This is a genomic window from Candidatus Nitrospira nitrificans (genome assembly GCF_001458775.1).
Lineage (GTDB): Bacteria > Nitrospirota > Nitrospiria > Nitrospirales > Nitrospiraceae > Nitrospira_D > Nitrospira_D nitrificans.
In genome coordinates this window covers 23,296-44,253 of the sequence record NZ_CZPZ01000033.1, presented here as the reverse complement: position 1 = coordinate 44,253, position 20,958 = coordinate 23,296, and the positions used below count along the sequence as shown (strand labels likewise).

The 20,958-nt window shown below is 56.5% G+C and carries 20 protein-coding genes and 1 tRNA gene; 16 read left to right on the top strand and 5 right to left on the bottom strand.

Translation table 11 applies throughout. The features are described from left to right. Positions 1-43 precede the first annotated feature (43 nt). The 4 genes from COMA2_RS16740 to coaE all read right to left on the bottom strand — a co-directional run bounded on the left by COMA2_RS16740 (position 44) and on the right by coaE (position 3,150). Positions 44-133: transfer RNA gene (locus COMA2_RS16740), tRNA-Ser, on the bottom strand. A 159-nt stretch (positions 134-292) separates the two neighbouring features. Continuing rightward, on the bottom strand, positions 293-1,474 hold the full coding sequence (gene thiI, locus COMA2_RS16735; RefSeq protein ID WP_090901003.1) for a tRNA uracil 4-sulfurtransferase ThiI: 1,182 nt from the start codon (positions 1,472-1,474) through the stop codon (positions 293-295). Between the two features lie 47 nt (positions 1,475-1,521). Next, complete coding sequence (trxB, locus tag COMA2_RS16730; RefSeq protein WP_090901001.1) at positions 1,522-2,442, bottom strand: thioredoxin-disulfide reductase; 921 nt, start codon at positions 2,440-2,442, stop codon at positions 1,522-1,524. A gap of 90 nt (positions 2,443-2,532) precedes the next feature. Beyond that, positions 2,533-3,150, bottom strand: coding sequence for a dephospho-CoA kinase (coaE, locus tag COMA2_RS16725; protein WP_245631074.1), 618 nt, complete (start codon positions 3,148-3,150; stop codon positions 2,533-2,535). A gap of 63 nt (positions 3,151-3,213) precedes the next feature. Between coaE and COMA2_RS16720 the strand changes: the two genes are divergently transcribed. The 12 genes from COMA2_RS16720 (at position 3,214) to COMA2_RS16665 (ending at position 15,946) form a co-directional block, all read left to right on the top strand. Continuing rightward, positions 3,214-4,242 carry a right-handed parallel beta-helix repeat-containing protein gene (locus COMA2_RS16720; protein ID WP_175304678.1) on the top strand — a complete coding sequence of 343 codons (1,029 nt, stop codon included), beginning with the start codon at positions 3,214-3,216 and terminating at the stop codon, positions 4,240-4,242. 153 nt (positions 4,243-4,395) lie between these two features. Then, complete coding sequence (locus tag COMA2_RS16715) at positions 4,396-4,581, top strand: hypothetical protein (RefSeq protein WP_090900993.1); 186 nt, start codon at positions 4,396-4,398, stop codon at positions 4,579-4,581. Between the two features lie 264 nt (positions 4,582-4,845). Then, positions 4,846-7,527, top strand: coding sequence for an MGH1-like glycoside hydrolase domain-containing protein (locus COMA2_RS16710; protein WP_090900991.1), 2,682 nt, complete (start codon positions 4,846-4,848; stop codon positions 7,525-7,527). A gap of 110 nt (positions 7,528-7,637) precedes the next feature. Further along, on the top strand, positions 7,638-9,629 hold the full coding sequence (locus COMA2_RS16705; protein WP_090900988.1) for an amylo-alpha-1,6-glucosidase: 1,992 nt from the start codon (positions 7,638-7,640) through the stop codon (positions 9,627-9,629). A 118-nt stretch (positions 9,630-9,747) separates the two neighbouring features. Next, entirely contained in the window at positions 9,748-10,296 is a 549-nt protein-coding gene (locus COMA2_RS16700; protein WP_217490802.1) for a GlcG/HbpS family heme-binding protein, read from the top strand. A 32-nt stretch (positions 10,297-10,328) separates the two neighbouring features. Further along, entirely contained in the window at positions 10,329-10,748 is a 420-nt protein-coding gene (locus tag COMA2_RS16695; protein ID WP_090900986.1) for a hypothetical protein, read from the top strand. A 105-nt stretch (positions 10,749-10,853) separates the two neighbouring features. Beyond that, entirely contained in the window at positions 10,854-11,069 is a 216-nt protein-coding gene (locus COMA2_RS16690; protein ID WP_090900984.1) for a DUF3565 domain-containing protein, read from the top strand. 130 nt (positions 11,070-11,199) lie between these two features. Further along, a complete protein-coding gene (locus COMA2_RS16685) occupies positions 11,200-11,823 on the top strand; it encodes a methyl-accepting chemotaxis protein (RefSeq protein WP_090900981.1) in 624 nt (207 codons plus the stop codon). Beyond that, positions 11,820-12,374 carry a type IV pilin protein gene (locus tag COMA2_RS16680; RefSeq protein ID WP_090900978.1) on the top strand — a complete coding sequence of 185 codons (555 nt, stop codon included), beginning with the start codon at positions 11,820-11,822 and terminating at the stop codon, positions 12,372-12,374. Before COMA2_RS16685 ends, COMA2_RS16680 begins: the two co-directional genes overlap by 4 nt. 174 nt (positions 12,375-12,548) lie before the next feature. Next, complete coding sequence (locus COMA2_RS16675; protein ID WP_245631089.1) at positions 12,549-15,374, top strand: intermembrane phospholipid transport YdbH family protein; 2,826 nt, start codon at positions 12,549-12,551, stop codon at positions 15,372-15,374. Between the two features lie 11 nt (positions 15,375-15,385). Beyond that, a complete protein-coding gene (locus COMA2_RS16670) occupies positions 15,386-15,595 on the top strand; it encodes a YnbE family lipoprotein (RefSeq protein ID WP_090900972.1) in 210 nt (69 codons plus the stop codon). A 15-nt stretch (positions 15,596-15,610) separates the two neighbouring features. Further along, entirely contained in the window at positions 15,611-15,946 is a 336-nt protein-coding gene (locus COMA2_RS16665; protein WP_090900970.1) for a YdbL family probable chaperone protein, read from the top strand. 108 nt (positions 15,947-16,054) lie between these two features. Here the strand turns inward: COMA2_RS16665 and COMA2_RS16660 are convergent, their stop codons facing one another. After that, positions 16,055-16,699, bottom strand: coding sequence for a sulfite oxidase-like oxidoreductase (locus COMA2_RS16660; protein WP_090900967.1), 645 nt, complete (start codon positions 16,697-16,699; stop codon positions 16,055-16,057). A gap of 185 nt (positions 16,700-16,884) precedes the next feature. Here COMA2_RS16660 and COMA2_RS16655 point away from each other — a divergent pair, with 185 nt between their 5' ends. The 4 genes from COMA2_RS16655 to COMA2_RS16640 all read left to right on the top strand — a co-directional run bounded on the left by COMA2_RS16655 (position 16,885) and on the right by COMA2_RS16640 (position 20,952). After that, positions 16,885-17,622: a TVP38/TMEM64 family protein gene (locus COMA2_RS16655; protein WP_090901325.1), complete on the top strand. Its 738-nt coding sequence runs from the start codon at positions 16,885-16,887 to the stop codon at positions 17,620-17,622. Between the two features lie 75 nt (positions 17,623-17,697). Beyond that, complete coding sequence (locus tag COMA2_RS16650) at positions 17,698-19,254, top strand: mercuric reductase (RefSeq protein ID WP_090900964.1); 1,557 nt, start codon at positions 17,698-17,700, stop codon at positions 19,252-19,254. Positions 19,255-19,258: 4 nt separating this feature from the next. Beyond that, positions 19,259-20,098, top strand: a complete 840-nt coding sequence (locus COMA2_RS16645; protein ID WP_245631073.1) for a DUF3047 domain-containing protein — start codon at positions 19,259-19,261, stop codon at positions 20,096-20,098. 395 nt (positions 20,099-20,493) lie between these two features. Next, positions 20,494-20,952 (top strand): YHS domain-containing (seleno)protein, encoded by a 459-nt coding sequence (locus tag COMA2_RS16640; protein WP_090900961.1) that lies wholly within the window; start codon positions 20,494-20,496, stop codon positions 20,950-20,952. Positions 20,953-20,958 lie beyond the last annotated feature (6 nt).

The window sequence follows — 20,958 nt, the reverse complement described above, 5'->3', positions numbered from 1 at the left end:
TTTTGGATCGGTTAGGTAAATTGAGCAGACACGGCTGTTGGTTTGGCGGAGAGGGTGGGATTCGAACCCACGGTCGAGTTACCCCGACAGCAGTTTTCGAGACTGCCCGATTCGGCCGCTCTCGCACCTCTCCGTTATGGTAGATCGTCGGCTGGTTCGAAGATCGAGCAGGTGAGGGGAACATGCTCGACGGGAGTGCCGAGCTTACCGTGGTCGATGCAGTTTTGCAATGGCTTCGATGCTGGCGATGGGTACCGATGCTCTGAGTGACGATACGCCGGGAATCGGATCTTCAATCAGCCGGGAAAGTAAATTCTGACACTTCAGCCTTCTCCAACCCCTGCTTGACGAGTTGCGTGATGTCCAAGCTCCGTTCGATCTTTCGAAGGTCATCGATCCGGGTTTTCGTGCTGGGGTGTGGCGGGGTGAACAGTTTGCAGCAATCTTGGTCGGGCTCAATGGATGTGTCGTAGGTTCGGATCCGCTTGGCCTCGTCGATGATCTCCCGCTTATCCATTCCGATGAGCGGTCGGAGAATCGGAAGCTCGGCCGCTTCCTCCACGACAGTCAGATTCTCAGGAGTCTGCGACGCGACCTGCCCGAGGCTATCTCCCGTGACCAACCCCCAACATCGTTCCTTCCGCGCCAGTTCTTGAGCGATGCGGAGCATCATCCGCCGGTAGAGGACGACGCGAAATGGTGGCGGCGTATTCAGCACGATCTCACGCTGGATTTCCCCGAAAGGAATGACGTAGAGACGCGACGCATATTGATAGGCCGTGAGGGTTTGGACCAGTTCCCGCACCTTGTCCTCAGAGGCACGACTGACCAACGGGCGGCCGGAAAAGTGAACAAAGGAGGCATGGCAGCCTCGTTTGATCATGCGGTAGGCGGCAACCGGCGAATCGATGCCTCCCGAGATAAGGCAGGCGACCATTCCGCTGACTCCCACCGGCATCCCACCCGGACCCTCGACTTTTTCCGCCGCGCAATAGACTTCCCTCGAAAGCAGCTCGATATAAATAGTAATGTCAGGCTTCTTCAGATTAACGGTCTTACCGGTCCGTTCGCAGACGGTTGCGCCGACGGCCTTTTCAATGTCCATCGACGTCAGCGCCAATCGCTTATCGGCTCGTTTGGCCGTGACCCGAAACGTCGCGCAGGATGTGGCATTGATTTCTTCGACGGCGGCCTCGGCGAGCGCCGCCAGGTCAGGGTTCGAGATCCGCAGCGGAATCACGCGCCCCAGCGAGAAGTTTGCGATGCCGCACACACGAACGAGCCGATCTCGAACAATATCCGCGCGCGCTTCCGGAGGGAGGTCGATACGGATCCGGCTGTGAAGGTTCTGGACCTGTCGAACACCCACATCCTTGAGGGCTGTCCGGATGTTCCGAATGAGGCATTGCTCGAAGTAGTCGCGGTTGCGGCCTTTGAGGGCAAGCTCGTGGTAATGGGCGATGGCACATCTCATATCTGGCGTCGCTCGTTATCCGTGAAGCCCGCTTCGCGAGGAACGATTCACGCGCCGAGCGCTTCAAGGAACCGCTCGGCATCGATCGCAGCCATGCAGCCGGATCCGGCTGCGGTCACGGCCTGGCGATAGCTTGAATCCTGCACATCACCGGCGGCAAAGACGCCCGGGATACTGGTGGCTGTTCCCGCGTGAGTCCTGATGTAGCCCTTCTCGTCCATATCGATCTGGCCGGCAAACAATGCGGTATTCGGTCTGTGACCGATCGCGACAAAGATACCGGCGCAGGCCAACTCTGATCTTTTTCCAGTGACTATATTTCTGAGACGAACTCCGGTCACAACATCCTGTCCGAGCACATCTTCTACGACGCTGTTCCAGATAAAGGCGATTTTTTCGTTCTTCATCGCTCGATCTTGCATGATCTTCGATGCGCGAAGCTTATCGCGTCGATGGACGATCGAGACTTTCGTCGCAAATTTGGTAAGAAAGATCGCTTCTTCCATCGCGCTGTCGCCGCCACCGATCACGATGAGTTCTTTCCCTCTGAAGAAAAACCCGTCGCAGGTGGCGCAGGTGGAAACGCCATGGCCGGTCAACCGCTTTTCATTCGGCAATCCGATCTGAATGGCCGATGCCCCGGTGGCGATGATGACGGTTTTCGCCTGGACGGTACGCTCGCCATCAATCGTCAGCGTCAACGGGTGGTTCGTGAAGCGTACGGCGGAGACGTCACCGGTGAGAAACTCCGTCCCGAATCGCTCCGCCTGCGCCCACATTTCCTTCATGAGATCCGGACCCATGATTCCTTTTGCAAAACCGGGGAAGTTTTCGACCTCCGTCGTGGTCGTCAGCTGTCCGCCGGATTGCCATCCCTCGATGAGAAGCGGCGCCAGGTTGGCCCGCGCCGCATAGATGGCGGCGGTGAGCCCAGCCGGACCGGAACCGATGATGACGACTCGCCGCATGGTTTGTGACTCTATCACAGCGCAAGAATCAGAAGGTAGGAGGTTGTTACGCCGTATCCGGTCGGTCTTCTCATGGAAGAAAATGGCCCGCTACGACGACCGAAGGTCTTCACAAATCTTGGCTACGTCTTTTTTGAGGCGTCGTGTGTCTTTCGTCCCATCGAGAACAAAGTCAGCGAGCCGGCACTTTTTATTCATCGGCAGCTGGCTCCTGATCCGTCGCAAGGCTTCGGATCGTGAGAGGCCGTTTCGCTTACTGAGACGGGTGATTTGGGTTTCGCGATCGGCCGTGACGACGACGATCGTGTCGACACGTTTATCGATACCCGCCTCAAATAAGAGGGGAACGTCATAGATCACGACGGCGCTCGGATCGAATCTCGCCGCCTGTCTCGTCAGCCGTCGCTGTTCACGAGCCACACGAGGATGAATGATCCGCTCAAGCTGACGCCGTTTTCGGGGAAGATGGAATACGAGCGAGCCGAGCGCTGGGCGGTTGATCGTCCGATCAGGATTGAGGACTCTCGTGCCGAATGCGCGGACAATATCTCGCCACGCCGGTTTGTCCGGCTGGACAACCTCTCGCGCCAACTGATCGGCATCGATCACGACGGCGCCGCATCGCCTGAACATTTTCGCAACCGTGCTTTTCCCGGTCGCCACGCCACCAGTCAGACCGACAAGTATCATGGCGGCGGAGCTTATCATGCGTTATGCCGTACCACAAAGGGTGATTGACAGGGTTGGCTCTCCGCTTGTATGAAATTCTCCATGCGGCCCGTTTTTCTCACGGCGGTGCTTCTCTGGTTGACCGGCGCAGGGTTTGCGATAGCCCAGGCGGAGAACCCTGCACCAGCACCTCGAACCATCACTGTCGCGCTCGACGGCTCGGGGGATTTCGCTTCGATTCAAGAAGCGGTCGACAGCGCCGGGAAAGGCGATACGGTGTTGATCAAGGCCGGAACTTATGCGCAGGACTTGACCATTCATAGCAAAGAAAAGATCAAGATCGTCGGTGCGGGAGTCGACACAACGGTTCTGCAGGGACGAGGGACGATGGTCGGTGTGCTCCATGTGGGGAAGTGGCCGTATGGGGCAACGGACATCGACATCAGCGGGCTCACGATCAACGAGCACGGTGGACACGCCCTTGGGATCTTCAATGGAACCGGCATTACACTCCATCATCTTCATGTGAAAGGGATGGTGTTCGGCCAACAGGTGCAGGGTGTTCGTATCGAAGACTGTGTGATCGGGGGGAGTGAGACGACCGGCGTGCATGTCACGGATTCTCAAGTCCAATTGATCGGAAACTTCATTCATGACAATGACTACGGAGTGAATGTCACGGGAAAGTCTGATATTCGGCTTGATCGGAACATCATCACGAGAAGTGGGTTTGAAGCTATTGTCGTGAATGATCAGGCAAAAGCGGTCCTGACCAACAATACCCTGGTCAAGAACGGCGGCGGAGCGGCATTCCTAGGCTCGTCGACGATCGAGGCCTCGGGAAATATTTTGAGCTTCAATAAGATCGGCTTTCTCATTGCCGCTTCAAGTCAGACGAAGACCTCGTACAACGCGTTATTCAATAGTGATGGAAACTATGTGAGAGCCGGCTCCCCGAATGTTCCGGCGCCGGAGCTCCAGGCTGAGTCGGATATAACGACCGATCCAGGTTTCGTCGATATGGAGCATGACGATTTCCGGTTGAAGCCAGACACGACGCTGCTCAAGCGCGGGGCGTTTCGTTATCTTGGCGCGCTTCCTCCGCTTCCGATCCCCGCACACAATCGCTGATAACCATCACGGAAACAATGAGATAGAGGGGCTGCCCCTGAGGGAGGGGACCTGTATGGTATGATTTCTCTCTAGCGTGTGCACCTCCGGATCATTCCTTAACTCAAGTAACGCCGCAAGTGCGCCGAGAAGGATTCAACCAGGAGGTTCCCCTTGGCTAGCTTTCGCAGCAATCTTGAAAAGTTGTCGGGTGAAGACATCCCCTCGCTCATGGATATGGAATCCGGCAAGCTGGTCGGGGCCGTGCTCCCTATGTCCGAACAGGCCCAGATCCAGATGAGGAACAGCATCGAGGTGATTGAGTACCTCTTGAATCAGGAACGAGTGGTCTGGAGTTAACCGCCTGGTCCGGTTGACCCATCCCGTTCTTCCATTTCCATACGCACACCCCGTATATCGCGACCGCCTCCGCTACAGATTGTCGTAAGACGTCCTCCTTCCCTCGACACAATCCCTGTCTCTTTCTTTAGATAACTCCTCAAGAAACCGAAGAAGAGCAGGAAATTGGTGGTTCATGATCGACGACACGGCTTGATTTGGAGCCGGAGGAGGCGCATCGTAGCGCCGTCCTTTCTCACGATCCATACGTAGAAAAGAGGTGTCGTGGCAAAAACGGTTCGGACACCCTCCCCAGCTGACGTTTCCCGGCTCGCCGAGCGGCAGCGCCTCGAAGAAGATGCCACCCGAAAACAGCATTGGAAACGATGGGGGCCCTACCTGAGTGAACGGGCCTGGGGAACGGTGCGTGAGGACTACAGCCCTCACGGAACGGCCTGGGAATCCTTTCCGCATGATCATGCTCGCTCACGCGCCTACCGATGGAACGAAGACGGACTGGCCGGGATTTCAGATCGTCACCAATATATTTGTTTTGCCGTCGCCCTTTGGAATGGACATGATCCGATTCTCAAGGAGCGGGTATTCGGGTTGACGGGAAACGAAGGGAATCACAGCGAAGATGTAAAGGAATACTATTTCTATCTGGATTCAACGCCCACACATTCATACATGAAGTATCTCTATAAGTACTCACAGGCTGAATTTCCTTATGCCCGTCTGATCGAGGAAAATCGCCGGCGTCAACGTGGAGACTCGGAATACGAGTTGATCGATACGGGTGTCTTCGATGCGAACCGCTACTTTGATGTCATCGTCGAGTACGCAAAGGCGACGCCGGAGGATCTGTTCGTTCGTATTCATGTGACGAACCGCGGGCCGGATTGCGCTGATTTAACACTCTTACCCACTCTCTGGTTCAGGAATACTTGGTCATGGGGAATCGATGCCCGCCGGCCGAGAATGCGGGAAGGAAAAGCCGTCGACGGGATGAGCGTGATTGAATTGGATCATGAATATTATGGTGAACGTCGCCTATGGTGCCACGGGAAGCCCCCGTTACTCTTTACCGAGAATGAGACGAATACGCGCCGACTATACGGCGACCTAGACGGCGCTACATATGTGAAAGATAGTTTTCATGATTACGTTGTCCACAACCGAAAAGACGCGGTCAATCCTGAGAAGGTCGGCTCAAAGGCTGCCGCCAAATATCAGTTATCACTCCCTCCTGGAGCATCGGAGATCATTCGCCTGCGACTGACCAATGGAACAAAGGCAGCGGGGTTTGAAGTTCAAGCGTTCAATGAACTCTTTGAGCAACGCATTCATGAAGCCGATGAATTTTATGACGAACTGGCTCCGGCCGACCTCTCCGAGGACGCAAGGCTGGTCCAACGGCAGGCGTTCGCTGGATTACTGTGGAGTAAACAGTTCTACCATTATGACCTGAAACGCTGGCTCGTCGGCGATCCAGGGATGCCGGACCCTCCCCAAGAACGTCTCCGTGGACGGAACTCGGACTGGACACATCTTTACAACGCCGATGTGATCTCGATGCCGGACAAATGGGAGTATCCCTGGTATGCCGCATGGGATTTGGCGTTCCATTGCATTCCACTGGCCCTCGTGGATTCAACCTTCGCCAAAGAACAGCTCATCTTAATGTTGAGAGAATGGTACATGCACCCGAACGGTCAGATTCCGGCGTATGAGTGGGCCTTTGGAGACGTCAATCCTCCGGTCCATGCCTGGGCCGCATGGCGCGTGTATAAGATTGAGAAAAAACGGAAAGGCATCGGTGATCGCGTCTTTCTCGAACGGGTGTTCCATAAGCTGCTGTTGAACTTCACCTGGTGGGTCAATCGAAAAGATGCGGAAGGGAAAAACATCTTTCAAGGGGGCTTTCTCGGACTCGATAATATTGGTGTCTTCGATCGGAGCGCGCCCTTGCCGACCGGGGGGCATATCGAGCAATCGGATGCGACCAGTTGGATGGGAATGTACTGCCTCAATATGCTCTCCATTGCGCTGGAGCTCGCGCGCGACAATCGAGCGTACGAAGACGTCGCCAGCAAGTTCTTCGAGCACTTCGTGTACATCTGCCGAGCCATGAATAACATCGGCGGCGAAAAAATCGAGTTGTGGAATAGAGAAGATGGGTTTTTTTACGATGTGCTGCACCTACCGGACGGTCACACCTGTCCGCTCAAGGTCCGATCGCTCGTCGGACTGATCCCGCTCTTTGCGGTCGAGACGCTGGACTCAGAATTGATCGACAGACTCCCTCGTTTCAAGCACCGCATGCAGTGGTTTATCGAAAACAGACCGGATTTCAGCGCCCATGTCGAGACCCATTCACACGATGGAGAGGTGCGGAGGTTTTTGTCCTTGGTCAATCCCACGCGGCTCAAGTCGGTGTTGCGGTACATGCTCGACGAAGAAGAGTTCCTCTCCCCCTATGGCATCCGGGCGCTCTCGCGCTACCATAAGGACCATCCCTACGTGCTGTCCATCATGGGCAACGACTATCGGGTGGACTATGAACCCGCGGAATCGAGCACGGGACTTTTCGGGGGCAATTCGAACTGGCGGGGTCCCATCTGGTTTCCGGTCAACTATCTGCTGATCGAATCGCTCCAAAAGTTCCATTATTTCCTGGGTGACGAATACAAAGTCGAATGCCCGGTCCGATCTGGTCGATTTGCTTCTTTGAACGAGGTTGCCTCCGAGATTTCGCGACGGTTGACGCACATTTTTCTTCGCGACAAGACCGGCCGACGGCCGGTCTATGGAGGCACCGAGAAATTCCAGGACGATCCATTCTGGCGCGATGCGATTCTCTTCTATGAATATTTCCATGGCGACAACGGCGCCGGTGTCGGAGCCAGCCACCAGACGGGATGGACCGGGCTGGTCGCCAAGTTGATTCAGCAGTCAGGAGAATAGGAACGGGAAGCGTGGTTCGTGAAGCGTGAAGCGCTGGACGAATCGGTCGCTCGCTGACGCGATGCGCTCGCTTCGAAGCGGGCTTCTCGAGCGGCGAGGGGCGTTCGAACATGAACATTGAAGCTGGTACTTGTCAGAACCTGGATCGCGCGCTGAGCCTTGAATGGTTGGAGGTAAACGGTCGCGGTGGGTTTTCATCGGGGACCGTTGCCGGCGCCAATACACGCCGGTACCACGCACTGTTATTGACGGCGCGCCGACCACCAACCGATCGATACGTACTGGTCAATCACGTCGAAGAATGGGTTCACATCGATAACGAGAAGTTTTCTCTTTCCACCAACCTGTATCCAGGAGCACTCCATCCCCACGGATACAGGCACTGCACCTCATTCTCATCAATCCCCTGGCCGACATGGACGTTCGCTTGTAGCGGCACACTCATTCAACGTGAAATCTTTTGTGTCCGTGGACGAGACCTTGTCATTATTCGGTGGAAGTTGATGGGCGCACAGCGCGCGCCGGTCCTGCTGAGAGTGCGACCGATGCTGACGGGACGTGAGTATCATGGCCTGCATCACGAGAACAGAACCCTTTCGCCGTCGGCCACGATCGGCCGACAGTGCGTCACCTGGTCTCCCTACCACGGCCTGCCGGCTGTCCGCGCCTATCACTCAGGCGCCTATCGCCATGCGCCGGACTGGTATCGGCATGTGCAATTTCCTGCGGAACAGCAACGGGGACTTGATGGTGAAGAAGACTGGTGGTCACCCGGCGAGCTTACATTCGAGCTGAAAGCTGGAAAACCCCACACGGTTACATTCACCGGCAACGCGACCGAGAGCCCCGACATCACTCGGCTCGTCTCTCGCGAGCGCCTGCGACGTGGGCGATTGCGAACGTCTGCGCGGGGTGCCGATCCGTTGGCCGAGGCATTCCGGCAGGCGGCAGAAGCATTTCTTGCCGTGCGAGACGCGAAGCAAACAGTGATCGCCGGGTATCCTTGGTTTACGGATTGGGGGCGAGACACCTTCATCTCGCTTCCAGGATTGTGCCTTGTCACGGGACGGCATGATGTCGCCCGACACATCATCGAATCATTTGCCGCTCATGTTTCTCACGGGATGGTGCCCAACCGGTTCCCCGATGTCGGCGAGGAGCCGGAATACAATACCATCGATGCATCACTCTGGTTCGTTTATGCCGTCGATCGGTATCTTGCATACAGTCGTCGGACGACGAGCCTCAGATCCGTCGCCTGGCCGGCGGTCAAACAGATTCTCGACGGTTACCGTCGAGGTACCCGATACAACATTCATATGGATGGAGATGGACTCATCGCCGGTGGAACGCTCGGCGTTCAGCTGACATGGATGGATGTGAAAATCGGGGATTGGGTCGTGACACCTCGGTACGGAAAGCCGGTAGAAATCCAGGCCCTGTGGATGAGGGCTCTGGACATCGGCGCGCGTCTGGCTGATGAAGTCGGCGAATCGGAGTACGCTCGGAGTTGCCTGAAAGATCGGATGCGAGCGGCGGAGTCTTTCCGGAAGAGGTTCTGGCGCAAAGACGGAACGTACTTGTACGATACGATCGATGGGCCTGAGGGAGATGACCCATCAGTCCGTCCTAATCAAGTATATGCGATCTCCCTCTGTGATGATCTGCTGACGAAGGAGCAAGCCAAGCAGGTGCTCCACACAATCAAAGACCAGCTCCTCACGCCGGTGGGGCTGAGAACGTTGTCACCACAGGACAGTCGGTATCGCCCGCGGTATGAAGGTGGTCCTCTGGAACGAGATAGCGCCTATCATCAGGGGACGGTCTGGCCGTTCCTCTTGGGTCCTTTTATAACGGCATGGGTCAAGACCTTTGGAAATACGGCTGAAACAAGGGCTGAGGCGCGATCTTTTCTCAAAGGACTAGAGGCCCATGTACAAGAAGCCTGTCTCGGGCACGTATCCGAAATTTTTGACGGGGACTCTCCACACCATCCACGAGGGTGTCCGGCACAAGCGTGGTCGATTGCGGAGCCGCTGCGCGCCCTCGTCGAAGAATTGGGGGCGCCGATGACAAAGGGACTGCTCGATCAACGAAACTGAAACAGGCAGCCTCTCAGCAACGCCCTACCTCCATCTCACCGGCAGCCGCCGGCTCTCTTGACAGCGCATTGAGGCATCCGTAGTCTCATATGCTATCGAGGAAAGGCTAGGTGAGACCATGATGCCTCCGTTCGCGCAGAAATCAATCAATCGGCTGACCGTTGTCGGGACCGTCGTGCTGGTTCTCGCGGGGTTACCCACGCCACAGCCGACGTCTGCGGACGAGCTTGCAAAAGAATCAGTTTTGCCGCTTGGGACAGCGAATAAGGCCATTCAAGCAGCGTTGGACGCCTGCAAGAAAGACGGCTATCGCGTGAGTGTGTCGGTGGTGGATCGAGCCGGCGTCCTTCGTGCGATGGGACGTGCTGACGGTGCTGGGCCACACACGGTCGATAGCAGCCGGAAAAAAGCCTACACGGCGGCCAGCGTGCGACGCCCGACCAGTGAGTTGGCCGATCTCGCCGCAAAAGTTCCCACGCTGCAGGCACTTCGCGACATGAACAGCGAGATTCTTATCCTAGGCGGAGGATTGCCCATCGAAATCAACGGAGAAGTGGTCGGAGGGATCGGTGTGGGTGGAGCACCGGGGGCCCATCTGGATGATGCCTGCGCTCAGGAAGGGCTCAACGCCATCGGCGCGGCCCCAAAGGTTCTTGCGCCCAAGTGAGCACGCGTTCCTGGTCCGCCGTCTTTGGAGGAATGGCGCTCCTCTGCCTCGGGTGCAACAGCAACACTCCCGAGCCGGCTTCGGCTGACATTGCGTCGGCGGGACTTCGGCTGAGCATCGTGAGGATGGCGACGGACCCCTTCCTCCAGCGATTTACCCTCACCATGCACGCCAAGGGACTGGGAGGTTGTTCCTCCTCAACCGAATTGTTTCCTGATACCGGCTATGCCGGCCGGCGCAATATTTATCAAGCGGCACACGGCAGAGTCTATGTGGTCGGGCAATACGATGCGCGGATCATCGATCCCCAGAGTTGCCACACACACCTCTCGGAATTTCGATCGCTCGATCGCGACGTCATCTTTGTCGGAAGCTTCGATCAAGACGGGGAAAAACACTGGCGGTATTTTCCCGCCGCCCAGCGGCCGGAACTGCCGTTCGAAAAACGATAATCTCACGCTGTGACATAACGGGTTGCGGGAGGGGATCGAGTGTTGGCCTGCTCACCACTCTGATCTCCATCGACCCTCCGGCTGCGATGCGAGCACCATCATAAGATGCAACAACCGATCATCGGATATCACCAAGATGAAGAGGGTGACTGGGTGGCCGATCTGGCCTGTGGCCATGGGCAGCACGTCCGACATCAGCCTCCCTTCATCAATCGCCCTTGGGTACTTACCGTCGCTGGACGTGAGCAGCGTCTGGGGACCCATCTGAACTGCAAGAAGTGCGAGGAACCGGCTGCCGATCTTCCTCCAACTTCCGGATAAATTCCGCCGTCTCCGTTCCGCCTCCTCACAAAACCCTCCATTACTTGGTCGGCGGCGGCCTCAATGGTACCGTGGATCGCAGAGCTATCGGGAAGTGTCATGGAAGGACCCAACTGAAGGAAGGTTGACTATGGCCATTGCCGCAACGCCTACGCGATCCGGCGTCGACCGCCGAGATGGTTTTTTCATCCACCAGATCCAGAAGGGCTATGCGATTTGGATCGGATTACTGCTGTTTCTCTACTCGGCCCTATTCTTCACGCTGGCCTTCTATGGCGCCCATCTCAAGCCGATGCTGGCACTCTACGGCAGTGGTTCATTGGAAGAGCGTCAGGTCGCCTCCGCAGAGATGCTGATGTTGAGCGAAACCGTCTGGGTCGCTGTTCCCGTTCTGTTCTTCGGCGCAGTGATCTTCAGTCTCATCATCACGAGGCGGATCGCAGGCCCGTTGTATCGGCTCGAGGAGAGTGTGCGACAGTGGGGCAGGGGCAATCTCCGCTGGAGAATACGGTTTCGTCCGAGTGATCGATTAGACGAGTTGGCGGGCACCGCAAACCAGGCGCTTCAACATATCGAACAATCCTTCGCCACGATTCAGGACCAGACTCAGTCGCTTCTGGCAGCCCTTTCGAAGATCGAGCAGTCCGCTCCTTCGGGCATTAAAGAAGCGCAGAATGCCACGGAAGAGATTGCCGCAGTATTGCGGCGGTTTGACTTCAGATCTCTGAGCGAGACGCGCGTGAAGATTCGATGACTCAGCGACTCGGGGAGAATGCCGGATTCACGTTGATCGAGTTGATGATGGTCCTGGCCGTCCTCAGCATTCTGGCTACCATGGCCATGGTCTCGCACCGGCATGTTGTGGAGAAGGCCAGGTCTGTGGAGGCGGAGGTGGCGCTGGCCGAGATCAGCCGTCTTGAAACGCTCTACCATGCCAACCATGGAGCCTATTCGAGTGACTTCACCGTGATCGGTTTCACGCTGAGTCCCACGCTCAAGTACCATAAAGTTCTGGTGCAGCTGCGTGACGGGGGAACAGCCTTCCAAGCCATAGCCGTACCGCTCGCCGGTACCCTGCCGCAGCAGGCCCTCGTCCTGACATCTCTCAAAGAGGGAACCGCTCTGCGACGGATCGATTCGGTCACCGCTGTCGGACTGGGTGGAGGCTCACCCGGATCGAGCAGTGCCTCGTCTGTCTCGGATCAAGGAGTCGGCGAAAATCCGAAAAAGCTCCATTGCAAAGACGGCGGCGAGGCAACGGTCGCACAAGACGGATTGTTGGATATGAACTTCTGCTTGAAATAATGCCGGCGAACAATCACTTCGCGGTCGCCCTCGCTCCAGCTGGTGGGTTGCAAGAAAACGGCTGACCCTCCGTTTTTCCATTACAACGTCAAGAACACAGAGGCCGATCGGATCGAGTCCGACGGCAGAGCCGTTCGGACCTCTTGACAGGGCTTGAGCGTTTGTTTGACAACCGTGGCTGAACCATCGAGTCGAATCACGCAAACGATGTTGGCCCAACGATACCAGATTGTCGTGCTCCTTGGATTGGCGGCGCTCTGTAGCTGCTATTTACTGTTGCCGCTGAGCGCATCCTATTTGCTGGCGAGTAGGCTTCGTGACTCCGGCTACAGCAACGTCATCCTCCAGCTGAGCTATCCGGGCTGGACGCGCATGCGCATTCCCGTCGTCTCATTTCAACAGGATTTGGGCGAAGAACGACTGATGGTCTCCCTGACTGATGCAGAAATACGATATGACCTGGGCCAACTGTTTCAAGGTCGCGTGAGGCAGATCCTACTCCGAGACGCGGCCATCCATGTGCTGACCGTGCAGTCCGCGGAACCCACTGCGCACGATGGAAGGGATACGGATCAGTCCGATGACGGGGAATCGCCGTGGCGATTGTTGACGGCGGGGGATCTCTTGCGCAGTCTCCCCATTCTTCCATTCGACGAGTTGCAACTGGATCATCTCACCATCTTTCGCGAGCAGGCGACGGGTCCGCTACGCAGAGTGACGATCGACGGGAATCTGACGTATAGCGGCCGCGAGGTCGGTGGTCATCTCGTTTTTCGCGGGCGTGATACCGCATCCTATGGTTTGGCCGTCGTCGGACATTCCGCCAGTACCTGGTCGGTAACCTTGGCGTCGCAGCGACCCCAAGCGGCGCCGATTGTTTCCTTGCAGTCGAAGGCGCATCCAAACGGCGCGCAGATTCAAGTTAATGGCCGCCTCCAGGTCAATGTACAAGAACTGGCTCCATTCATCGCGCTCCTTGTCCCGATCGGTCCGGAACTGGAAAGGGTCACGGGAGAGGTGTCCATAGATTGGGCGGGGATTGCCGCCGCGGAAGCCGCGCTCAGCTCTTTGTGGAAAGACGAACGCACCCATCTGGACGGCAATATTCGAGTCCATGTCACCTTGCCGGCGCTGAAAGGCGTGGCGAAGGATATTGCCGTTGCCTACGACGGCACGTTCGGAGGCAATGCGACTCAGGCTGAGTGGGCCATGAACCCCGGCGTGTTGCTGACCGCGACGGTCAATGCTCAACCTCGCATTATTCCCGAAGCGGTCCGCTTGATACTGCCTCATGGCGATCAGCCGGTGCGGATTGAGAATACGCAGGCCGTGCAAGGGGCGCTCTATTGGAAGGAAACTCCCATACGCACGGTCGCGGAAGGACCGTTGCATGTGACCTACGGTCGGACACCAGGCCCATTAGTAGCGCAGTTCGAAGCCACCCGCGTCGAGGGCCTTGGAAATGAGCTGGTGTTGGCCGAAGGAGCCTATGATCTAGAGGGTATTCTCCCGAAAGCCGTGACCGAGCTGCTGTCAGCCAAAGAAGCGATGGGAGGAGTCCAAGGGACGGTCAAGCTGGCTCGGACACACGTGCGTGGAGTACTGTTGCCTCCATCCTCAGTGACGGCGAAACAGATCGGACAGGGGCCCACGCTTATTCCCAGTGTCACGCTGAATTTGTCGGAGCCGCTGACCATTGAATGCGACCTGACGGCGATCCGCTGCAGCGGGGGAGTGCTGATCGCAACGATTCGAGCTCCGACCGTGAAATTCAGCGGTCGGAACATTCATATCGCGCAAGGTGTCTTGAAGGTCCAGGGAGCCGAAACGACCAAGACCGCATGGGCCGCGCAAGGAACGTTGTCGATGGCAGGGGTGAGTCCGGTGTCTGGTTCCTGGTGGCCTGCCACGAGTGATTGGATAGTCAAGTTCTCGGCGGATCAGGGCGGCATCAAGGCCGACCTGCGGGTCGATATCCCCACGCACGAAGGGTTCGTGATCGCTGCCATCGAGCAGCCGCTGCAAACGGCGCAAGGAGCGGCGCATGGTGTCATCGGTCCGCTGACGTTTAACGGAACCGACCGGCGGCTCAGCAAGATGATCATGGGACTTCCTCATGCGACCGATCTGATCGATGGGATGTTCACGGTGAACGTCGATGCGTCGTGGTCGAGCGCCTTCCGGGACCGGATCACGATGATGAACGGGGTGTCGGCGACCGCGAAGGTGGTGGCCGAGAAACTGTCCGGCCAATACCACGATCATGTCGTGAAGGGCTTAAGCACCACGTTGACGTTGCACGCCCAGGGGCTTGAGTCGATTGTCACGACCCAGCCGGCCCCGATCTTCGTTGCGGCGGTACAGAGCGGCGTGGACGTGACGAACCTTGCGGCTTCCTACCAGATACAATGGAGAGCGGCGGATGATCTGCCGGTGGTCGAGGTAAGGGATTTCCAGTGCGAAGTATTCGGAGGAACGGTCAGCAATCCAGGTCCCGTGGTAGACTTAGCCAAGCTGCCGCTCACAACGACGTTTTCCCTGCGGAATCTCGATCTCGCAAAAATTCTCAGCGTGGAACAACAAAAGGGGCTTCAGGGAACCGGAACGCTCAACGGGACGCTTCCCGTGACCATGACATCGGATGGGATCATCGTGAAAGACGGAGTGATCGAGGCACAGCCTCCCGGAGGGATCATACGGTATGCTTCGACGTCCGATTCGTCGAAGATCCTTTCAGATTCGGATCGGCAACTCCAGCTTGTCGCGCAAGCCCTCAACAACTTTCAGTACTCGCTGTTGCGCGTCGGCGTGAAATACGGAGAAACCGGCATATTGGACTTGAATGCGCGGTTGGAAGGCAGGAATCCGGACCTCCAGAATACCCCTCCGATTCACTTCAACCTGACCGTGCAGGAACATATCCCCACGCTCCTCAAGAGCCTTCGCTTGGTCGAAGATATCCAGGGAGCCATCGAAAGAAAGTATAGGCGACCATTATGATGAGGCGGACCATGCAGAGTGGACCCAAACCGATCGGCGCCGGGATATTGGCGTGGGGAATCCTGCTCCTCACGTTGGGCGCCTGTACCCCGCGAGTCGAGGTTGCCGCGCCGGAGAAACCGATTACGATTAATCTCAATGTGAAGATCGATCATGAGATTCGGCTGAAGGTCGACAAGGACTTGGATCAAGTGTTGTCGAATGACAGCGGACTGTTCTAGCTATCGGAGGAAATCATGCTCATTGCGCGGCTGACCATCGCGGTGTGTGCGGCGATCTTATGGACCACGGTCGCTTCTTCCGCTTTCGCCCTGTCCTTGGATGACGCGAAAGCGAAGGGGTTGGTCGGGGAGAAAACCAACGGCTATTTGGGGGCGGTGACCCTTGCCGATGCCGAAGCCCGAGCACTGATCGAAGACGTGAATCAGAAGCGGCGGCAGGCCTACGAAGAGATCGCCAAGCGAAACGGCACCAACGTCCAGGCCGTTGAAACGCTCGCCGGAGAAAAGGCCGTTCAGAATACCAAACCGGGAAACTTCGTTGAAGGTCCGGGTGGGTGGATCAAGAAATAACCAGCCCTCCCGGATGTTCAAAAAGGCCTTCCAGCAAGGCCGCGGCGAGTGAAGAGGCGACGAGGCGTGCGACGCGAGAGTGAAGCCGGAGACCTTTTTCAACACCTGCTATCCGTAGCGATCGTTCTTCCAGGGAAACGCGGTGTTCGAATATCCTCGAACTTCCCAGAACCCCTTCTCATCCGTATCCGAAAACGTAATTTCTTTCACCCACTTCGCCCCCTTCCAGGCATATCGTTTCGGGACGATCACACGGACCGGCCCACCATGGTCCCTGGAGAGGGGAGTGCCGTTCCAACTGCGGGCGAGCAGCACATCATCATCGTCACAGGCTTCGAGCGGTAGATTCGTGGTGTAGTCGTCGTAGGACTTGAACAGGACAAATCGGGCAAGCGCCAGCGGTTGCACCAGGGATGCGATGTGCTTGAAGCTCACGCCTTCCCAGTCGTTGTCATACCGGCTCCATGAGGTGACGCAATGAAAATCCGACCGGTTTTTGAATTGGGGTTGCGCCAAAAATTGTTCCCAGGTCCAAGCGAGAGGGGCGGCGACCAATCCACCGATCGTGAGCCTCCATTCGCGTACGGAAATCTCCGGCTTGAAGCCGAGATCCAGCACGGGAAAATTCTCGACTAGATGCTGGCCGGGAGGGAGACGCTCGTCTCCTTCATAGAACACTTCGCGTTCTTCTCCCCCTCGACGGGCCTTCGCCCACTGTTCCTTAGTTCTGGTGAGTCTGCTTGCTTCATCCATTGCGGCCTCCTGTTGAACAGACTACGGGAATCGAAGTCGATCTGGCAACCCACCCACCGACGGTCGATCACCTGACAGCATTCCGGCAACCGAACATTTCATCGAACAGCATCGACGAATGTGCCGTCCTGTCGGATCTTACACGCCAGCAGCTTATCTCATTGACAGAACCACCAGGAGCCACCATGATACGCCACGACGCCGCCATGACGACCCCGATCTTGAATCAGAATGAATCCAGCGATTCGAATCTCGGCAAGATTTCTGTCGCGATTGTGATCGGCTTGGCAATCGCGGCCTTCTTCTATTTCGACCTGGGACGATTGTTGTCCTTGGCCACGTTGAAAGAACATCGAGACGGGTTGTTGGCGTTCACGGATGCCAACTTTGTCTCAGCGGTGGGGATCTTCATCACTGCGTACGTGATCGTTGCCGGATTATCGCTGCCGGGCGCGGTCATCCTCACATTGGCCGGAGGGTTCTTGTTCGGCGCTGTTTTGGCAACGTTGCTTGTGAATATTGGAGCAACAACCGGAGCGACCCTCGCGTTTCTGACCGCTCGGTATCTATTACGAGATACGGTTGAACAGAAGTTCGGCACGTGGTTGGGACCATTCCAAGAAGGATTTGCCAAGAACGCGTTCAGCTACTTGTTGACCTTGCGACTCATCCCCCTCTTTCCCTTCTTCGTGGTGAACCTTGTGTCCGGGCTCACGCGCGTGAACGTCGGAACCTACGTTGCCGCCACGGCGCTCGGCATCATTCCCGGTTCCTTCGTCTATGCCTATGCAGGCCGTCAGCTGGGGACGATCAACTCATTGAAAGAAATCGCATCCCCGAACGTCGTCGGCGCCTTTGTCCTCTTAGGACTACTTGCCTTGTTGCCTGTCATCTATAAGAGGGTTACGGCCAAACGAGCGTGATGAACATCTCTCAATGGACGATTCACAACGAAGAGTGCCACGCTATGATGACCGAACCTCTACCAGGTCGCTGAAATGAGTACGCACGATCAGCCCTTACTCACCCCGAACGACGAATTCAATCAGCAGCTGGTCGCCAATGTGCATCCCGCCGATTGGGTCAATCCGGAGCCGACCGGCCGCTACAACATCGTGGTCGTCGGGGCAGGGACCGCCGGCTTGATCACGGCCGTCGTCGCCGCGAGCCTTGGAGCGAAGGTCGCCTTGATCGAGAAACATCTGATGGGAGGGGACTGTCTCAATGTCGGATGCGTCCCTTCCAAAGCCATGATCCGAGCAGCGAGGGTCTGGGCCGATCTCCGGAAGGTCACGGAGTATGGCCTCCATATTCCCACAGGCGTGCAGTATGACTTCGGCGCGGTCATGGCTCGGATGCGCAAGCTGCGCGCACGTATCAGCCGGAACGATTCGGCCCAACGTTATACGAAACTCGGCGTCGACGTGTATATCGGCGGCGGGCGGTTTCTCGGTTTTGATACGGCTCAAGTGGAAGGTCCGGCAGGGAATCGACTTCTCACCTTCGCGACCGCCGCCGTTTGCACGGGCGCGAGAGCGGCAATACCGGATACCCCCGGCCTTCAGGAAGCCGGCTATCTGACGAACGAAACGGTCTTTTCACTGACGGAACTACCGCAACGTATTGGAGTGATCGGGGCCGGCCCCATCGGATGCGAACTGGCGCAGTCCTTTGCCAGATTTGGGAGCCAAGTCTATCTGATCGAAGAGACACATGGCATCCTGCCGAACGAGGATCGAGATGCGGCGGGTATCGTTGAACAACAGATGCTTCGCGATGGCGTGAAGTTGCGCTGTTGCGCAAAAAATATGAAGGTCGAAAAGATCAACGGCGGAAAACGTCTGACGGTCGATTCACACGGACAACAGTACGATGTCATCGTCGACGAGATTCTCGTCGCCGTCGGTCGGATTCCCAACACAGAGAGGATCGGCTTGGAGACCGCGGGAGTCTCGTACGATAAGAACGGGATCAGGGTGAATGCCCGATTGCAGTCGACCAATCCCAAGATTTTCGCGGCCGGTGATGTCTGCTCTCGTTATAAATTCACACATGCCGCGGACGCCATGGCGCAAATCGTCATCCAAAACGCGCTCTTCCCTCATCCATTGGGCTTGGGGTATGCCAATGTCGAGTCGCTACACATGCCCTGGTGTACGTTCACGGAACCGGAGATCGCCCATGTCGGGATGTACGAGAGCGATGCCAAACAGAAAGGCATCGAGGTGGAAACCTATACGTACAAGCTCGAAGAGGTGGATCGGGCGATTCTGGACGGAGAAGAAGAAGGGTTCGCGCGGGTGCACATTCAAAAGGGGACGAATACAATCCTCGGCGCCACGATCGTGTCGGCCCATGCCGGCGAGATGATCAGTGAATTCTCCGTGGCAATGAAATCGGGCGGAGGAGCCAAAACGATCGCCGGGACCATCCATCCCTATCCTACCCAAGCCGAGGTGAACAAAAAGGTAGTCAATCTCTGGCGGAAGGCCCACTTTACACAGAGCACAAAACACATTCTGACCAAGCTGTTCGCATGGATGAGACGGGGATAGGAGGATGGAGTCCGACGAAAACAGCAAGAGGCTGATCGCGACGGGCCTAGGGATTGCCATGTGGTTGTTCATCGCTCCGGCATGGCTTATGGCAGAGGGTGGAACTGCGCTGGAAGTGGGCAAGTTTTCCGCAAGCGAGCCAGGCGGCCGTCTGCCGGATGGCTGGAAGCCGTTGACCTTCAAGAAAATCCCTACGCTCACGACATATGAGTTGGTGAGAGACGGCGAACATGTCGTCGTCAAGGCCATGAGCGATGCGTCCGCATCGGGATTGACCAAGGAGGTCAGGATCGACCCCAAGGAATTTCCCGTCGTGCGGTGGCGTTGGAAGGTCGACCATCTTTTGAAGAACAGCGATGCCACGCGCAAAGACGGAGACGATTATCCGGCTCGGCTCTACATCACCTTCGAATACGACCCTGACAAGGTGAGCATGAGCAAAAAACTCAAGCACAAGGCCGGTCAAATCTTGTTCGGAGACATTCCCATCGGAGCGATCAACTATATCTGGGAGAGGAGAGCACCGGTCGGCGAGATTATCGATAACGCCTATACAGATTTTGTGAAAATGGTGGTCGTGGAAAGTGGCCCTCACAATCTCGGCATATGGATCAATGAGTCACGCAACATCTACGAAGACTATAAGAAGGCATTCGGAGAAGAACCGCCGATGATCAACGGGGTGACGATCATGAGCGATACGGACAACACGAAAGAGCGGGCCATTGCCTACTACGGTGATATTGTGTTTATAAAAGCATTACTCCGAAGTCAGCAACTTAGACAACACAAACAGCCCTGCAACCCGCGTGGATGCTTGATCTACTGTCGTACAAATTGCTGACCTATGAGTAAGAAGAGCGGCGCAACACGCCTCGATTGCGTTCCAACCCTCTGCTCGTTGAACAACCACGTTCAAACACACCCGTAGTCGAATCCCACATATCCCATCATCCTTCTGTTTCCTGGCTATTGAATCCTCCTGGGGGTCGGAGATTGCTGCCCCAAGGTTCAACTCCGTGACGAAAATGTGATGCTTTCGCGAGAACGGCGTGAGATGGCGACGCTATCGTGGGGAAGTCGCGTTCTTGCAATGTTGTGGGCTGGGCAATCACGGCGCGTTAGCTTTCAGCGATGATGGCGACGCCCTCTGGTCGTGTCAGCTGATTAGCTCAAGAAGACAGATCTGTTGCCCACGTAGCGATAATCTATAAACGGAACGGATATGATGGGATAAACATGAGACTCCTTTATTTCTTAACCCTGCTGGTGTTTATCTGTGTGGGCTGCACCACCTTAGAAAGCAGGACGTTCACCACAGATGATGTTGCGATCCGCGGCTATGACCCGGTGGCCTACTTCAGCCAAAACAGGCCAGTCAAAGGTAGCTCCCAGTTCACGCACCAACATGCGGGAGCGACCTGGTACTTTGAAAACAAAACGAACCGCGACCTGTTCGCAAATGCTCCTGAGGCGTACATGCCCCAGTACGGGGGTTATTGCGCCTATGCGATGAGCAAAGGTTTCATCGCCTCAACGGTTCCCGAAGCGTGGACCATCCATGCAGGCAAACTGTACCTCAATTACAGCCTGCGCGTCAGAGACAACTGGCTCGAAGACCTCTCGGGCAAGGTCAGAAAAGCTGATGACCATTGGGCTGAGAAGCTTAAAAGCCTAGCCGACAGGTCATGTTGTTAATAGCGA

Bases quoted from the DNA above. Each gene is read 5' to 3' on its own strand.
- COMA2_RS16685 (WP_090900981.1), top strand. From the start codon at position 11,200: ATGGCCATTGCCGCAACGCCTACGCGATCCGGCGTCGACCGCCGAGAT.
- COMA2_RS16695 (WP_090900986.1), top strand. From the start codon at position 10,329: ATGGCGCTCCTCTGCCTCGGGTGCAACAGCAACACTCCCGAGCCGGCT.
- COMA2_RS16705 (WP_090900988.1), top strand. From the start codon at position 7,638: ATGAACATTGAAGCTGGTACTTGTCAGAACCTGGATCGCGCGCTGAGC.
- thiI (WP_090901003.1), bottom strand. From the start codon at position 1,474: ATGAGATGTGCCATCGCCCATTACCACGAGCTTGCCCTCAAAGGCCGC.
- COMA2_RS16670 (WP_090900972.1), top strand. From the start codon at position 15,386: ATGCAGAGTGGACCCAAACCGATCGGCGCCGGGATATTGGCGTGGGGA.
- coaE (WP_245631074.1), bottom strand. From the start codon at position 3,150: ATGATAAGCTCCGCCGCCATGATACTTGTCGGTCTGACTGGTGGCGTG.
- COMA2_RS16655 (WP_090901325.1), top strand. From the start codon at position 16,885: ATGATACGCCACGACGCCGCCATGACGACCCCGATCTTGAATCAGAAT.
- COMA2_RS16660 (WP_090900967.1), bottom strand. From the start codon at position 16,699: ATGGATGAAGCAAGCAGACTCACCAGAACTAAGGAACAGTGGGCGAAG.
- COMA2_RS16700 (WP_217490802.1), top strand. From the start codon at position 9,748: ATGATGCCTCCGTTCGCGCAGAAATCAATCAATCGGCTGACCGTTGTC.
- COMA2_RS16650 (WP_090900964.1), top strand. From the start codon at position 17,698: ATGAGTACGCACGATCAGCCCTTACTCACCCCGAACGACGAATTCAAT.
- COMA2_RS16680 (WP_090900978.1), top strand. From the start codon at position 11,820: ATGACTCAGCGACTCGGGGAGAATGCCGGATTCACGTTGATCGAGTTG.
- COMA2_RS16645 (WP_245631073.1), top strand. From the start codon at position 19,259: ATGGAGTCCGACGAAAACAGCAAGAGGCTGATCGCGACGGGCCTAGGG.
- COMA2_RS16640 (WP_090900961.1), top strand. From the start codon at position 20,494: ATGAGACTCCTTTATTTCTTAACCCTGCTGGTGTTTATCTGTGTGGGC.
- COMA2_RS16720 (WP_175304678.1), top strand. From the start codon at position 3,214: ATGCGGCCCGTTTTTCTCACGGCGGTGCTTCTCTGGTTGACCGGCGCA.
- COMA2_RS16690 (WP_090900984.1), top strand. From the start codon at position 10,854: ATGCAACAACCGATCATCGGATATCACCAAGATGAAGAGGGTGACTGG.
- trxB (WP_090901001.1), bottom strand. From the start codon at position 2,442: ATGCGGCGAGTCGTCATCATCGGTTCCGGTCCGGCTGGGCTCACCGCC.
- COMA2_RS16665 (WP_090900970.1), top strand. From the start codon at position 15,611: ATGCTCATTGCGCGGCTGACCATCGCGGTGTGTGCGGCGATCTTATGG.